The organism is Daeguia caeni (genome assembly GCF_042653845.1).
GTDB classification, from domain to species: domain Bacteria; phylum Pseudomonadota; class Alphaproteobacteria; order Rhizobiales; family Rhizobiaceae; genus Brucella; species Brucella caeni.
This window is the reverse complement of sequence record NZ_JBHSEL010000080.1, coordinates 1-2,665: the sequence shown is the minus strand read 5'-3', so window position 1 is coordinate 2,665 and position 2,665 is coordinate 1. Positions and strand designations below refer to the sequence as shown.

Genomic DNA, 2,665 nt, shown 5'->3' with positions numbered 1-2,665 from the left:
GTGGCGCGCGGTCCTGGCAGCAAACTTTCGCTACTTTTGAGGTCCCCGGGGGGGTGTTGCGGGCTCATGTGCAGCGCCGCGTATTGCCGAAGCCGCCATCCTGCGCCGCCGTCTTGCGGCCATGGCACGAGGCACACAGCGCCTGCCAGCGGCTGCGGTCCCAGAACACCGTCTCATCACCGCCATGCGGATCGATATGGTCGACGACGCTGGCCGGTTGGATCAGATCATGGCGCGCGCATTCCACGCACAGCGGATGATCGTGCAGGAACGCGGCGCGTTCCGTTCGCCAGCGCTTCGAGCGGTAGAGCGCACGCGCCACCGGATTGCGCCTGCTTGCGTAATCACGATCGCGCTCGCGCTTCTCGCGCCGGCCAACCGGGCGATGGATCGGAGGGCGGACGGGCATGATGCTGGTCTCGATGATGGCGAGGATGGCAATGGCGACGACACCGGAAACGACAACGCCCGCGAGGGATCGTCTCCGTCGCGGGCGCTACTCTCCCGAGCATAGCCAGAATTTACCCCATTCAAGCCGTTTCCGTCCGTTCGAAAACTGTCCGCCGGACACCTTCCTCGCCATTGCTCACCGCCGCGCCGCACCCGCAAGCGCGATTACCTTGCGCTTCGACAGATTGCGGTTGAGCCGCCGGCCGTTGAGCCGGAAGGCGATCACACAGAGCGCGTAGAGCCAGTGCTCATGGGCCGCCGAGCGCTGCAATCCGACAGTCCAGCAGATGGTTTTCCAGCGCTCGCCGTAGGCGCGCAGCCAGACGATCTTGCCGTCGATCGGATCGAGCCCCACCGTCCAGCTGAGCGTCTCCTCCATCCGACTGATCGCGGCGGGTGACGGGATGACGCGCATCGGCTTTGGCTCCTGTCCGACCTTGTCGGCGAAGCTATGGATGACCTCCGGCCAGACGCTGAAATATCCCTGACGCCGGGGTTCGGGCAGGCGCTTGAGCACGAAGGCCGCTTCCGCGAGACGTTCCTCGACGAGGCTCGGTGTCCAGCCACTCATCGCACACCGCCTGCGGTTTCCATCACCCACAGCAACAGCGCGATGGCATCGGCCTCGTTGTCGTCGGCGGGGCTGAAGCCACGCGCACGAACGGCGGCGATCATTGCCGCCTTGTCGGCATTGCCCCTGGCGGTCGCATGGCGCTTGATCGTGCCGACTGGCACACCCTGATAGGGCACGCCACGCAGCTCCGCCCATGCGGTGAGCGTCGCCATCAAGCCGCCGTAGACGTGGGCGGCGTCTGTACCGGCGTGACGACGGACCTCCTCGAACCAGATCGCGGCGATCGGTCCCGACAGCCGATCGATCTCGGTCAGCCAGTTGGTGAAACGCAGGTAGCGCATGCCGCCACCGTCGAAGCGCCCGGGGCGGAACGAAACGGTGCCGCTGGTGATCAGGCCGTCATGGCCGCGCAGCGCCCAGCCTGTGGTGGTGCCGAGGTCGAGGGCGAGGATCGGGCGATGGTGGGCCATCGCGACGGGGAGTGCGGGGATTGCGCTGTGATCCGCAATGCGCAGAGTCGGGTCAGCCATGGGTGGTCTCCTTCTCGGGTTGGCTGCTCTGGTGGAAGACGACGGCGGTCTGGTGCCTGGCAGTACGGGACCGCCGTCGTTGGATCGGGGAACTGGGTGGGCGCTGATCTCGCGCGCGAAACCCCTGGGGTGGGAGTGGGAGAACCCGCTTGGCGCGGTTCTCCCCCACCCCGTAGGGGTGGGTTTCGCCCCCCTATACTTGTTGAGTGGCTCAAGGCATTGATATGACGGATGTATTTCCAGTTTCGGATGCGCCAGACAGCGTAACCGGCCGAATCTGGTTGCAGCGAAACGGATCTGGCTCGCGCGTAATCCTGAAGGGGTAGTTTCGGCAGCGAACTCAATCTGGTCGCAACGGGGCTGGTCGTAGGTCCGCGCAGGAATGACGGGGTGGTTTCGGAATTGCGTCCCATCTGGTTCAAACTGGCCAGAACGCAATTCTGCGGGGCGCGGTCTGTCGGAACGTTCATGTCCGCTCGCCCTCCGGATAGACCCAGACGAGTGGGTTCTCGACCTCGAGAAGGGCTCCGGTCTGCGGTGATTTGTAGTGGGTCGGCAACACGGAGATGCTGGTCGTCGCTACCTCGCCGGTGATGGGGTCAACCGCCTCACCGTCGACGGGGATGGTCATGCCCTCGACGCACAGGAAACCGTAGCGGGACCGCGATGGCCCAAGGCCGTAAGGTGCTCCGTCGCGCACGAACTTGATGAAACCCTTGGTGGCCTGAACGCTGATCCGCTCGCGGATCACGTCCTTACCTCCGAGCCCAGCAATATTCTCGAACGCTTCGGCAAACTGGTTGATGGTATAGAGCCGTCCGTCAGCCGCTTCCTCGAGCAGGATGTCGATAATGACGTCCTTCTTGCGCACGCGCTCGGCGTCGTATCTGGCGCCAACCTCGGCGCGGACCAGCCGTTCGTTCATCGGGTTGAGCTCGACCCAGCGACCATTCACCTTGTCGACCAGCTTGGCTGGCAGCGCCGGGCCATTGCGCAGTTCGATCTCCAACCGGCGCTGGGACGAGTCCTCGTCCGGCCGGTGCAGGATCAGGCCCGTCGTGTAGAAACCCCTGAGCGCGCTGGCCCCGGACAGCGCGAGGAATGGGTCGTC

General features: G+C 64.9%; 4 protein-coding genes. All 4 read right to left on the bottom strand.

Annotated features, from left to right (window positions below; all coding sequences use genetic code 11):
- Positions 1 to 64: 64 nt before the first annotated feature.
- The gene (locus ACFO1V_RS09540; protein WP_374834668.1) at positions 65 to 409 is read right to left on the bottom strand and encodes an HNH endonuclease; all 345 of its coding nucleotides are present in this window, start codon (positions 407 to 409) and stop codon (positions 65 to 67) included.
- A 177-nt stretch (positions 410 to 586) separates the two neighbouring features.
- Positions 587 to 1,021, bottom strand: a complete 435-nt coding sequence (locus ACFO1V_RS09535; protein WP_340583936.1) for a DUF6362 family protein — start codon at positions 1,019 to 1,021, stop codon at positions 587 to 589.
- Complete coding sequence (locus tag ACFO1V_RS09530; protein WP_055456549.1) at positions 1,018 to 1,494, bottom strand: crossover junction endodeoxyribonuclease RuvC; 477 nt, start codon at positions 1,492 to 1,494, stop codon at positions 1,018 to 1,020. The genes ACFO1V_RS09535 and ACFO1V_RS09530 overlap by 4 nt, the downstream gene beginning before the upstream one ends.
- 526 nt (positions 1,495 to 2,020) lie before the next feature.
- The coding region (locus ACFO1V_RS09525) for a hypothetical protein (protein ID WP_380075092.1) at positions 2,021 to 2,665 on the bottom strand (645 nt) is incomplete at its 5' end.